The sequence below is a fragment of the Streptomyces sp. NPDC007901 genome (assembly GCF_042959465.1).
In the GTDB taxonomy this organism is placed as follows: Bacteria; Actinomycetota; Actinomycetes; order Streptomycetales; family Streptomycetaceae; genus Streptomyces.
This window is the reverse complement of the sequence record NZ_JBIBKW010000006.1, coordinates 298098-309497: the sequence shown is the minus strand read 5'-3', so window position 1 is coordinate 309497 and position 11400 is coordinate 298098. Positions and strand designations below refer to the sequence as shown.

Annotated in this window: 10 protein-coding genes and 1 pseudogene; 4 read left to right on the top strand and 7 right to left on the bottom strand. The window is 73.8% G+C overall.

The features are described 5' to 3' along the window. Window positions 1-12: 12 nt before the first annotated feature. Window positions 13-1059: a substrate-binding domain-containing protein gene (locus tag ACFZDK_RS21765; RefSeq protein ID WP_390974669.1), complete on the bottom strand. Its 1047-nt coding sequence runs from the start codon at window positions 1057-1059 to the stop codon at window positions 13-15. A gap of 136 nt (window positions 1060-1195) precedes the next feature. Here ACFZDK_RS21765 and ACFZDK_RS21760 point away from each other — a divergent pair, with 136 nt between their 5' ends. Further along, window positions 1196-1867: a TetR/AcrR family transcriptional regulator C-terminal domain-containing protein gene (locus ACFZDK_RS21760; protein ID WP_390974668.1), complete on the top strand. Its 672-nt coding sequence runs from the start codon at window positions 1196-1198 to the stop codon at window positions 1865-1867. Window positions 1868-1876: 9 nt separating this feature from the next. Continuing rightward, entirely contained in the window at window positions 1877-3043 is a 1167-nt protein-coding gene (locus tag ACFZDK_RS21755) for an FAD-dependent monooxygenase (RefSeq protein ID WP_390974666.1), read from the top strand. On the opposite strand, the gene ACFZDK_RS21750 is transcribed toward ACFZDK_RS21755, so the two are convergent. Continuing rightward, window positions 3018-3701, bottom strand: coding sequence for a TetR family transcriptional regulator (locus ACFZDK_RS21750; protein ID WP_390974665.1), 684 nt, complete (start codon window positions 3699-3701; stop codon window positions 3018-3020). The genes ACFZDK_RS21755 and ACFZDK_RS21750 overlap by 26 nt on opposite strands. A 102-nt stretch (window positions 3702-3803) precedes the next feature. Between ACFZDK_RS21750 and ACFZDK_RS21745 the strand changes: the two genes are divergently transcribed. Next, complete coding sequence (locus ACFZDK_RS21745) at window positions 3804-4361, top strand: NAD(P)H-dependent oxidoreductase (RefSeq protein WP_390974663.1); 558 nt, start codon at window positions 3804-3806, stop codon at window positions 4359-4361. Window positions 4362-4426: 65 nt separating this feature from the next. On the opposite strand, the gene ACFZDK_RS21740 is transcribed toward ACFZDK_RS21745, so the two are convergent. After that, window positions 4427-5308 carry a TIGR03560 family F420-dependent LLM class oxidoreductase gene (locus tag ACFZDK_RS21740; protein WP_390974662.1) on the bottom strand — a complete coding sequence of 294 codons (882 nt, stop codon included), beginning with the start codon at window positions 5306-5308 and terminating at the stop codon, window positions 4427-4429. Window positions 5309-5523: 215 nt separating this feature from the next. Here ACFZDK_RS21740 and ACFZDK_RS21735 point away from each other — a divergent pair, with 215 nt between their 5' ends. Continuing rightward, window positions 5524-6498 carry an alpha/beta hydrolase fold domain-containing protein gene (locus ACFZDK_RS21735; RefSeq protein ID WP_390974661.1) on the top strand — a complete coding sequence of 325 codons (975 nt, stop codon included), beginning with the start codon at window positions 5524-5526 and terminating at the stop codon, window positions 6496-6498. A 7-nt stretch (window positions 6499-6505) separates the two neighbouring features. Here ACFZDK_RS21735 and ACFZDK_RS21730 read toward each other — a convergent pair. The 4 genes and pseudogenes from ACFZDK_RS21730 to ACFZDK_RS21715 form a co-directional block, all read right to left on the bottom strand. Further along, window positions 6506-6751, bottom strand: a pseudogene (locus tag ACFZDK_RS21730) (TerD family protein); the annotation flags it as partial. Between the two features lie 38 nt (window positions 6752-6789). Beyond that, complete coding sequence (locus tag ACFZDK_RS21725; protein WP_390974659.1) at window positions 6790-8724, bottom strand: right-handed parallel beta-helix repeat-containing protein; 1935 nt, start codon at window positions 8722-8724, stop codon at window positions 6790-6792. A gap of 116 nt (window positions 8725-8840) precedes the next feature. Beyond that, a complete protein-coding gene (locus tag ACFZDK_RS21720) occupies window positions 8841-9299 on the bottom strand; it encodes a 2Fe-2S iron-sulfur cluster-binding protein (protein ID WP_390974658.1) in 459 nt (152 codons plus the stop codon). A gap of 31 nt (window positions 9300-9330) precedes the next feature. Continuing rightward, window positions 9331-11385 carry a molybdopterin cofactor-binding domain-containing protein gene (locus ACFZDK_RS21715; protein WP_390975043.1) on the bottom strand — a complete coding sequence of 685 codons (2055 nt, stop codon included), beginning with the start codon at window positions 11383-11385 and terminating at the stop codon, window positions 9331-9333. Window positions 11386-11400 lie beyond the last annotated feature (15 nt).

Below are 11400 nucleotides of genomic sequence, written 5' to 3'. Positions count from 1 at the left end.
CAGAGTGACCCATCAGGTGGAGTCGCGCCGCACCACGGCGGCGCCGAGCACGTTGTGCGTCTCGGGTTCGCCGCCGGAGTCGCGCACCGCGCGGTCGACCAGTTCGGCGAGGTCGCGGCCGGACGGCAGGTCGATGTGGATCGTGGAGAGCCGGGGGCGCAGCAGCCGGCCGAGCATCAGGTCGTCGGCACCGACCACGGCCGTCTCCTCGGGGATGCGGATGCCCTCGTCCTGGAGGGCGCGCATGAACAGCATGGCGTACTCGTCGTTGTACGCGAACACCGCGTCGATCCCCGACTCCCGCCAGCGGGAGGCGAGTTCGGCCGCCGACTCCTCCGTGTAGGCGAGCGGCAGCTCGGTGAGCGTGGCGTCGGTGCCGCGCAGGGCCTGGCGGACGCCTTCGACGCGGGGCCGGGAGTAGGTCTCCAGCCCGGTCTCCTCGGGGACGACCACGCCGATCCGGCGCCGGCCGCAGGCGTACAGGTGGGCGCCGGCACAACGGCCGACGGCGTCGTGGTCCATCAGCAGGGCATGGGCGCCGTCGACCCGCTCGGGGCCGAAGGTGACCACGGCGCGGGCGCCGGCCCGTTTGAGGACGGCGACGCCCTCGGGCCCGAGCTCGGCGTCGGGGACCAGTACCGCGACCGGCCGCAACTCGGCCCAGGCGCGGGCGGCTTCGTCACCGCGCAGGCCCGCCGTGCCGTACTGGACGACGGTGTAGTCCAGGCGGCTGAGGGCCCACTGCAGGTCGTTGATGAACTGGCCGTAGAGCGGTCCCATCGGGATGGCCGGGGCGGGCATCAGGACCATCCGGCTGTGCCCGGCGCGCAGGCTGCGGGCGGCCGCGTGCGGGACGTAGCCGAGTTCCTTCGCGGCCTGGTGGACGCGGCGCCGCGTGGGCTCGCTGATCCGTACGGCGCTGGTGTTGTTGAGGACGTAGGAGACGGTCGCGCGGGAGACGCCGGCCAGGCGGGCCACATCGGCGCTCGTGGGGACCGAGCGCGGAGTCGGCGACGCTGCCGAGGGCGGTTTCGGGATCTGCACCATGACGTACGGCATCTTGGCAGAAGCCCCGGGTGAGGGTGGCGGCGGGTCAAGGTGGTTCACGGTTGGACGAATTGGGCCCGCCAACCCATGGGACGAACATGTTCGTCACGAACTTGTTCGGAGCGAACATGTTCGTTAGAGTCGGGGCATGCCAGCCACCCCCCGCTCCCGCCGCGAGCGTCCCGCCAAGCCCGCCCTGACCAGGGAGGGCATCGTCACCGCCGCCGTGGAGATCCTGCGCGCCGAGGGTCTGCAGAAGGTCACCATGCGGCGCCTGGCCCAGGAACTCGACACCGGACCGGCCTCGCTGTACGTCTACGTCCGCAACACCGCCGAGTTGCACGCCGCGGTCCTGGACGAGCTGCTCGGCGGCGTGGCACCGGCCCCGGCGGCGGGCGACTGGCGAAAGCGGCTGGAGCAGGTGCTCCTCGCGTACACCCGGATGCTCCTGGAGTACCCGAGCCTGGCCCGCTCCGCGCTGACCGCCTGGCCGAGCGGCCCGAACTACCTGAATCTGATCGAGACCCTGCTGAGCCTGCTCGCCGAGGGCGGGGTGCCGCGCGACCGGGCCGCCTGGGGCGTCGACCTGCTGCTCCAGCGCGCCACCGCGACCGCCGCCGAGCACGCGGGCGGGGCTTCCCAGGAGGACTGGGACGCGCTCGGTCACGCGCTGACCGAGGTGTCGGAGCGGACCCACCCGCACATCGCCGCCGCGTCCGGACTGCTCATGACCGGGTCGCCCGGTGCCCGCGCGTCCTGGGCGTTCCAGGCCCTGATCAGCGGCATCGAGCACACCGCCGTACCCGAACCCCACGACTAGGAGACCACCATGTCGACACCCCACCACCCCATAGCGGTCATCGGCGCCGGACTCGGCGGGCTCACGCTCGCCCGGGTGCTGCACGCGCACGGCGTCGAGACCGCCGTCTTCGACCTCGACGCCTCCCCCGCCGCCCGCACCCAGGGCGGCATGCTCGACATCCACGAGGAGTCCGGCCAAGCGGCGCTCCGCGCGGCCGGGTTGCACGAGGAGTTCCTGACGCACGTCCATGCCGGCGGCCAGGCGGTGCGGGTCCTGGACCAGGACGCCCGGGTCCGTTACGAGGCGGTGGACGACGGTACCGGCGGACGTCCGGAGATCGACCGCGGCGACCTGCGCGGGCTGCTGCTCGGCTCGCTGCCCGAGGGCGTGATCCGCTGGGGCGCGAAGGTCGCCGGCGCCCGCCCGCTCGGCGACGGCCGGCACGAGGTGCTCCTGGCGGACGGCGGCTCCTTCACCACCGACCTGTTGGTCGGCGCCGACGGCGCCTGGTCGCGGGTGCGCCCGCTGGTCTCGGACGCCCTGCCCGCGTACTGCGGGGTGTCGTTCACGGAGGCGGACCTGCCGGACGCGGACGTACGGCATCCGGTGAGCGCCGAGGTCGTCGGCGGCGGCATGCTGTTCGCGCTGGGCGCGGGCCGGGGCTTCCTGGCCCACCGGGAGAGCGACGGCGGCCTGCATGTGTACGCGGCGGTCGAGGCTCCCGAGGAGTGGCTGGACGGGATCGACTTCACCGACAGCGAGGGGGCCAAGGAGGCCGTACTGCGGCCCTTCGACGGCTGGGACAAGAGCCTGCGGGCGCTGGTCGCGGACGCCGAGGGCGAACTGGTGCCCCGGCGGATCCACGCCCTGCCGGCCGGCCACCGCTGGGACCGCGTGCCCGGCGTGACCCTGCTCGGTGACGCGGCGCACCTGATGTCGCCGTTCGCCGGGGAGGGCGCCAACCTGGCCCTGATCGACGGCGCGGAACTGGGCCTGGCCCTCCTCGCGCACCCGGGCGACACCGAGGCCGCCCTGGCCGCCTACGAGGCGGGGATGTTCCCGCGCGCCGCGGCGGCCGCGGCGGAGTCGACGGCGGGCGGCGCCTTGCTGTTCGACGCCGACGCGCCGCGCGGCCTGGTCGACCTGTTCACCGCCGGGCGGCCGGACGTCAGCGGGGCGGCTCCGTCCGCGTGACGCGGGCGACCAGGTCGACCCACCCTGCCTCCAGGCGCTCCATCGGCATCCCGCACTGCCTGGTCAGATGGTGGATGAGGGCGGGGTCGAGATAGGCCAGCAGCGTCTGGGCGAGCAGTTCACAGTCGGCGTCCGGCTCGATCTGCCGCAGCAGCACCGTGACATGGGTGCGCAGGGCGCGGCCCGAGGGGTGGGCGTGGCGGCGGGTCGGCTCGGGCTGGGCGGCCAGCTGCAGGTCCAGCTGCTCGACCGCGCGGTACAGCACCGCGACGCCGAAGGCGCGCAGCCGCTCGACCGGCGGGGCGCCGGGGCCCAGCGGGGGCGGCCCGCCGAGGAAGTCGGCCTGCAGCTGCCGCGCCGAGTGGTCGAGGAGGGCCATCAGCAGCCCCGTGCGGTCGCCGAAGCGGCGGAAGACGGTGCCCTTGCCCACTTCGGCCGCGGCGGCCACCGCCTCCATGGTGACGCCGGCCACCCCGTGCTCGGCGATCAGCCGGGCGGCGGCCTCCAGCAGCCGGGCACGGTTGCGGGCCGCGTCGGCACGCAGGCACGGCTCTTCGGGAGCGGAGGGTCCCACTTCGAGCAACTGCGGTGTGTCGAAGGGCTCCTGAGGCTGCGGGAAGGGCGGCAGGACGCTGGACATGAAGACAGCGTAAAGCATCGGGAACAGAACTGGACCGCGGTCCGTTTGTGATGCTAGAAATTAACCGGACCCCGGTCCGGATTCGTAACGGCAGTGTTTCATCCCCCTTGGAGTTCCCCCATGTCTGTCCGCATCCTTGCGCTCGTCGGCAGCCTCCGTGCCGGTTCGCACAACCGCCAGCTCGCCGAGGCGGCCGTGAAGCTCGCTCCCGAGGGTGCCGAGGTCGAGGTCTTCGAGGGCCTCGCCGACATCCCGTTCTACAACGAGGACATCGACGTCGAGGGCAACGTCCCGGCCGCCGCCGCCAAGCTGCGTGCCGCCGCCCAGGCCGCCGACGCCTTCCTGCTCTTCTCCCCCGAGTACAACGGCACCATCCCGGCCGTCCTGAAGAACGCCATCGACTGGCTGTCCCGCCCGTACGGCGCCAGCACCTTCGGCGGCAAGCCGGTCGCCGTCATCGGCACCGCCTACGGCCAGTACGGCGGCGTGTGGGCGCAGGACGAGACCCGCAAGGCCGTCGGCATCGCCGGCGGCAAGGTGATCGAGGACATCAAGCTCTCCATCCCCGGCTCCGTGGTCCGCTTCGCCGAGACCCACCCGTCCGACGACGCCGAGGTCGCCGCCCAGCTGACCGAGGTCGTCGCGCGCCTGCACGGCAACGTGGGCGCGGCCGCCTGAGGCACCCCCGCGTAAAAAAGGAGGCCGGAGCTGAAGAGCTCCGGCCTCCTCGCGCGTCCCGCGGCTCACTCGATCCCGGCGAGCCGCTCGACGGCCGGGGCGGCGAAGCTCTCGATCCATCCCGAGGTCTCGCCCAGGCGCGGCGACAGGATGACGGTGTCGAGGCCGAGCTTGGCGTACCCCTCGATGTCCCGGGTGAAGGCGTCCAGGTCGCCGGTGGTGGCCGGCTCGCCGCCGTACGCGATGGTCTTGCGGATGGTGTCGTAGTCCCGTCCGACCGTGTCGCAGTGCCCGCGCAGCACGTCCAGCTTGTGCCGGAGTTCCTCGGGGGAGCCGGGGATCAGGTTGCAGGCGTCGGCGTACCGGGCGACCAGCCGCAGGGTCTTCTTCTCTCCCCCGCCGCCGATCATGATCTCCGGGTGCGGCCGGCTGACCGGCGCCGGTACGCAGAGCGTCTCGGCGAGCCGGTAGTGCCTGCCCTCGAAGGGGCCCTTGTTCTCCGGGTCCCACATCTGGAGACAGATCCGCAGCGTCTCCTCCAGGCGCTCGAAGCGCTCCGCGAGCGGCGGGTAGGGCACACCGAGGCCGTGGTGCTCACGGTCGTACCAGGCGGCCCCGATGCCCAGGGTGGCCCGGCCGCCGGAGACCAGGTCGAGGGTGGTGGCGATCTTGGCGAGCAGGCCGGGATGACGGTACGTCACTCCGGTGACCAGGGCGCCCAGCCGCACGGTGGAGGTGCGGCCGGCGAGGTAGCCCAGCGTCGTGTAGGCCTCCAGCATGGGGTCCTCGGCGCCGCCGTTGAACTCCATCTGGAAGTAGTGGTCCATCACCGAGACCCAGCTGACGCCCGCCGCCTCGGCCGCGGCACCGGCGGCGGCCAGTTCGGCGCCGAGGGCGGGCCCGCCGCCGGGGCGGTCGAACCGGTTGATGTGCACGCCCACGCGCATGGCCGTTCTCCGTTCCGCCCGGATCGTCGTCTGACGTCCCGACGCTAGATCTTCGAGCGCGCTCGAAGTCAAGCCCGGCACCGGCGGCGCGTCGCCCCGGGCACCGGGCACCCGCCGGATGGCGGAGAGCTTCCGCCGTCCGGCGGCCCGGGCCACGGCACGGCCGCGCGGATCATGGCCGTACCAGCCGTACCGTACGACCGTGAGGAGCCGCCATGACCTCTGTACCGCCCCCGTTCGACCCCGAACTCTCCGCCGCTCTGGAGCTGATCAAGGACGTGATCTCCCCGGCGTTCACGATGGCCGACATCGCCACGATCCGGGAGGGCGCGGGGATACAGCTGCTGGCCGAGCTGGACCTCACGATGGACGGGGCGTTCGCGGTGGAGGACCGCACGGTGCCCGGTCCGGCGGACGCCCCGGAGATCTCCCTCCTGATCTGCCGCCCGGTCGCCCCCGCGACCGCCGGGCCGCTGCCGGTGATCTACCACGTGCACGGCGGCGGCATGGTGATCGGCAACAACCGGGTGGGCGTGGACGTCCCGCTGGCCTGGGCGCGGGAGCTGGGTGCGGTGGTGGTGTCGGTGGAGTACCGGCTGGCGCCCGAGCATCCGCATCCGGCGCCGGTCGAGGACGTGTACACGGGGCTGCTGTGGACGGCGGGGCACGCGGCGGAGATCGGCGGCGACGCCGAGCGGATCGTGATCGCGGGGGCCAGCGCGGGCGGTGGCCTCACGGCGGCGCTGGCCCTGCTGCTGCGGGACCGCGGGGGCCCGGCCGTGATCGGCCAGATGCTGATGTGCCCCATGCTCGACGATCGCAACGACACGCCCTCCAGCCACCAGATGAAGGGGCTCGGCGTCTGGGACCACACGGCCAACGAGACCGGCTGGACCGCCCTGCTCGGCGCGGCCCGCGGCGGCCCCGACGTCTCCCCCTACGCGGCGCCCGCCCGCGCCGCCGACCTCACGAACCTCCCGCCGGCCTTCCTCGACGTGGGCTCCGCCGAGACGTTCCGGGACGAGACCGTCGCCTACGCGTCCCGCATCTGGCAGTCCGGCGGCGTCGCCGAACTCCACGTCTGGCCGGGCGGCTTCCACGGCTTCGACGGCTTCGCCCCGCAAGCCGCCCTCTCCCAGTCGGCGCGGGCGGCCCATGTGAACTGGCTGCGGCGGCTGCTGGCGGGCTGAGCGGCCGTCAGCCGACGGGCTCCGGCTGCTTGGCCGGCGCCCGTCGGGTCGTCGCCCGGTCCAGGTGGACCGCCACGGTGCCGTAGAACCGCTGCACGGCGTCGTCGACGCTGCGGATGAACCCGGTCTCGGCGCTGCCCCGGCCGCTGCCCATGCCCTTGAGGAGGGAGAGCCGGAAGCCGGTGATCCGGGCGCCGTCCGTCTTCGGCAGCAGGTCGGCCGGTTCGGGGCGGAGCCGTTCGAGGGTGCCGCGTGATGCGATCTTGACGGGGCGGGTGGGGAAACCCCTGGTCAGCGCAGGCCGAGCGCCCTGCGGTACGGCGGCCTCGGGCCCGCGGTGGTCGCGATGGCCGTGCAGGCCGGGCGGGCCGCGCAGGGGGCGGCCGGGGTCAGGAGGGTGTTGTGCGTGAAGTGGAGGTGCCGGGGGTCGCCGCAGTCGGGGGCGGGGGGCCAGGCTCCCGGGTAGGGGCGGCGGGCGAGCCAGCCGGGGACCTTGTCGTCCCAGTAGTTGCCCGTGTAGCGGATGTTGCGGACCGGCCGGCCGCCCCAGTTCTCGCTGCAGCCGCCGATCGAGGCGACGTAGTCGTGGACGACGTTGTCGCGGACGGTGACGCGGTTGCTGGAGTCGTCGGTGTAGATGCCGACGTTCCACACGCCCTGCGGGCTGTCGGTGACGACGTTGCGGGCGACCAGGGCGCCGTCGGCGTAGGAGGGGCCCTGCTCGCCGCGCAGGTAGATGCCGCCGCCGTCGGCCAGCAGCCGGTTGCTGGCGAAGACCCGGTTGCCGACGATGCGGTTGCGGCGGGTCAGGCCGCGCAGGTCCTCGCTGGGGCCGGAGAGGATGCCGGTGTAGGGGACGTGGTCGACCTGGTTGTGGGCGACGAGGGTGTCCTGGGTGGCGCTGTTCCAGATGCCGGAGGCGGCTCGGTACTCGGTGCCGATGTGGTGGATCCAGTTGTCCGTGACGCGGTTGCCGCGGCTGGTGCCGTGAGTGGCGGGCGGCAGGACGCCGACGGCGATGCCGCCGTCCGAGATGTCCGTGAAGACGTTACCGGTGACCGTGGTGTGCGAGCTGTCGGCGGTGAGGGAGAGGCCCTGGGCGCCGAGGTGGGTGAAGCGGTTTCCGGTGAGAGTGACGCGGCCGGTGTACCGGAAGGCGACGTTGCCGGGGACGGTACGGGCGATGATGTCGCCGCCCCTGCCCGGGCGCATGTACATGCTCCAGGCGGCGGCGAACCCGGCCGGCTCGTTCGGGGCCAGCCAGGTGGCGTGGGCGAAGGTCAGGCCGCGCAGGGCGAGGTCGTGGAGCGGGTGGGAGGCGGAGCCGCCGGTGCCGCTCAGGAGGGTCTGGAGGACGGGCGCGACGACCTCCGTGCGGGCCATGTCCTCGCCGGGGCGGGGGCGGTAGAGGAGGGTGTGGCGGGCGGGGCGGGAGCGGTCCAGGTACCAGCTTCCGGCCCTGGTGAGGAACTCGGGGGCGTTCTCGACGTCGTGGGTGCGGGCCAGGGCGTCCGCGCCGTAGAGGGCTCGGGCCATCCTCCAGCACGGCTGGTCCATGGTGATCGCGGTGCGGCCGGCGGTCCGCGCGGAGACGGCCGCCACCCCGCAACGGCCCTCCACGTAGTCGTAGCGGTAGACGACCTCGAGGTCGGCGGGGTGGTGCCAGGAGAGCGGGGTCCTGCTGGTCGTGGTGTAGCCGGTCGCCGTGAGCTTCACCTTCCCGGGCAGCGGGGCGCCCAGGGCCGCGCGCGGCGCCCGGCGGCCGTCGACGTAGAGCTGGCGGGTCTCCAGGGCGCCGACGTCGGCGCGCCAGACGCCGGGCCGGCCGGGGTCGGGATGCCAGCCGGTGACCGGGCGGCCGCCACTGAGGGTGACCGGTTCCTGGTGCGCGGTGCCGTAGCCGTACGCCTGGTAGACCACCCGGTGGCCGTGGCGGCCGGAGTCGGCGGTGGTCAGGCGGAGCGGGGCGGTGAGGCGGTAGGTGCCGGCGCGCAGGTTCACCGTGACGTCCGAGGTCATGCGCGGGGCGATGGCCCGTACCGCGCGCTGGGCGCGGGCCGGGGTGGCGAAGGGGTGGTCGAGGGTGCCGGGCCCGTGGTCGTCGCCCCAGGGGGCCACGTAGAGCCGGGTGGTGGAGGGGTGGTGCGGGGCCGGTGCACCGGCCGTCGATGCCAGTGCGGCCGCCACGGCCAGGGCGGCGGCCGCACTCCCCCGTGCTGTCCTCACGTGATGCCTCCCGCTCGTCGGATGGCCCCATGGTCGGGCGGGAGGAGTGGCACGGTCGTCGGCCGATCGTCTCGGCCCGGGTGTCCTTCGTCTACGCCTTGGCGTCTTTGGTGGACTCAAGCCCCGTTCGCCGACGCCTTCTTGATCGCCTCCCTGATCCTGGAGTAGGTGCCGCAACGGCAGACGTTCTCGATCGCGTCGATGTCGGCGTCCGTCGGGTGCGGGGTGCGCTTGAGGAGAGCGGCGGCCGCCATGATCTGGCCGGGCTGGCAGAACCCGCACTGGGCCACGTCGCAGTCCAGCCAGGCCTGTTGGACGGGGTGCAGGGTGTCGCCGTCGGCCAGGCCCTCGATGGTGGTGACCGTGCGGCCCGCGCAGTCGGCGACCGGGACCGTGCACGGCTGGATCTCCTCGCCGTCGAGGTGGCTGGTGCAGGCGCGGCAGACGCCCACCCCGCAGCCGTACTTGGGGCCGGTGACGCCGAGCAGGTCGCGCAGGACCCAGAGCAGGGGCATGTCGTCGGGGGCCTCGACGGTGACCGGTTTGCCGTTGAGGACGAAGGAGTACGAACGCATCGGTGCCTTCTGGGAGTCGGGAGGCGGTGGGTCAGAAGTCGAGCGGGAAGCTGCGCGGCCTGGTGCCGGTGGCGCGGGCGTAGGCGTTGGCGACCGCGCCCGACGCGGCGGGGACGCCGAGCTCGCCGGCGCCGCCGGGTTCCCGGCCGGACGGGAGGATGTGGGCCTCGAACTCCAGCGGGGCGTGCCGCTGGCGGGCGTAGTGGAAGTCGGCGAAGCTGCCCTCGCGCACCGCGCCCCGGTCGATGTGCAGCCCGGCCCGCAGCACGGTGGAGATGCCGTCGACGGCGGTGCCCATGAGCTGGGCCTCCAGGCCGCGCGGGTTGACGGCCGTACCGACGTCGGCGGCCATCACCACCTTGGTGACCCGGGGGTTCTTCGGGTCGGTGGCGTCGATCTCGGCGAGGCAGGCCACGGCGGACCCGTACTCCTCGTGGACGGCCACGCCCTGGGCGGTCCCGGCGGGCATGGCCCGGCCCCAGTGCCCGGCCGCGGCCGCCTTGGCGAGGACCGCCCGCACCTCCTTGCCGCGCAGGGTGGTGCGCCGGAAGGCGACCGGGTCCCGGTGCAGGGCGCGCGCGATCTCGTCGACGACGATCTCCTCCACGGTGCGCGACGTGCCGGAGTCCACCGACCGCCAGGCGCCCAGCGGGACCGCCAGCTCGATGCCGCCCGAATCGCCGCCCACGCGGCCGAAGTTGTACAGGCCGCTGTCGCTGGGCAGCGGCCGCACCCCGGCCGACTGGGCGGTCAGGGCGGTCTCGTCGGACGACTCCCCCACCGAGGCCGTCATGTGCTGGAAGGCCACCACCCGGCCGCCGGCCACGCTGGCCCGGATCCGGTGGTGGCTCGCGGGGCGCATCCTGCCGTGCCGGGTGTCGTCGTTGCGGCTCCACATCAGCTTCACCGGCTTGCTGGCCGCCTTGGAGATCAGGGCCGCCTCGATGGCCGCGTCGAAGTTGAGCCGCCGCCCGAACGAGCCGCCACCGCGCATCACATGGACCCGCACGGCGGTCTTCGGCAGCCCGAGCAGTCCGGCGATCGTCTCCCGGGCGTCCATCGGCGTCTGCGTGGAGAACCACAGCTCGGCCCGGTCGGAGCGGACGTCGGCGATCGCGGTGAGCACCTCCATCGGGGCGTGGCTGACGAAGGCGAACGCAAACTCGCCCTCGATCTGCGTCGATCCGCGCGGCGGGCTGCCGAGGCGGGGTACCGCCGCCCGCAGCCGGGAGCGGATCTCCTTGTCCGAGAGAGCGGCCAGCGGGCCCGGCGCCCAGGTGATCTTCAGGGCGTCCCGGGCCTGTAAGGCGTGGTGGAAGGTGTCCGCGACGACGGCGACCCCGCCGGAGATCCTCACGACCGCGTGCACGCCGGGCAGGGCGCGGGCGGCCGTGTCGTCGAGGGAGACGAGCTTGCCGCGCAGCGTCGGCGGCCGGGCCACCACGGTCGGCTTCGCCCCGGCCACCGCCAGGTCGCCCGCGTACTTCGCGGCGCCGGTGACGATGTCCCGGGCGTCGATCCTGGTCGTCGGCTTCCCGATCACCTTGTGCCGGGAGGCCGGCTTGGGCTTGCTCGACACATCCGGGGTGCGGATCCGGGCGGCGCTCGCGGTGAGCGAACCGAAGGTGGCGGTCCGGCCGTCGGGGGCGAGGACCCGGCCGTGCCAGGTCCGCAGGGAGTGCGCGGGAAGGTGCCAGCGGCGGGCGGCCGCGGTCACCAGCCGGGCCCGCGCGGTGGCGGCCAGCTGCCGGGCCGGGCCGTACAGCGAGCTGACCGAGCTGGAGCCGCCGGTGTACTGGTTGCCCTTGCTGCGGGCGTCGGCGAGGGGGATCCGCACGTCGGTGAGGCGGGCGTCCAGCTCCTCGGCGATCATCATGGCGACGGCAGTGGTGATGCCCTGGCCGACCTCGACGCGCGGCAGCCGTACGACGACCTTGTTGTCCGCGGTGACCTCCAGGACGAGCATCTCCTCGTCGGTGCCGGTGACCAGGACCCCGGGGGCCGCGGTGGCGCCGTCGGCCTCGGAGGTGTCGCAGCCGAGCGGGGCGGCGACCGTGAGGGTGGCCGCGGCCACCGTGTAGACCATGAATCTCCGGCGGGA